At 38.2% G+C, this 319-nt stretch carries 1 pseudogene; it reads left to right on the forward strand.

Annotated elements, in window-relative coordinates:
• Positions 1 to 80: pseudogene (locus IQR33_RS22770) on the forward strand (heat-shock protein HslJ); the annotation flags it as partial.
• Positions 81 to 319 lie beyond the last annotated feature (239 nt).

The raw sequence follows: 319 nt of genomic DNA on the forward strand, positions 1-319 counted from the left end.
TCACGCTAACTAAAGATGGTCTTGTTCTGAAAAGTGCCGATCACGAATTGACGTTTACACTACGTGACTGGGTAAACTAATCCCAACTAAGTAAACCAAATAGTATTTTGAAAGCAGCCAGACGGCTGCTTTTTTTATGTCCACGAGTCATTGGTCGTGCATGCCAAAGTCATTTAAGTGACAAACTTTCTTTCTCTTTTGCCCTCAATTCCATGCTTTAAACATCAATTTTGCTCTGTAAAACAACCTATTCATATCTCTGGGGACAATAATTTTCAATTACTTGAAAGAATATCCTCAAACAAACGGTCCGCTCCTA

Origin of the sequence: Vibrio sp. OPT46, from assembly GCF_015163535.1 — a bacterium.
Lineage (GTDB): Bacteria > Pseudomonadota > Gammaproteobacteria > Enterobacterales > Vibrionaceae > Vibrio > Vibrio alginolyticus.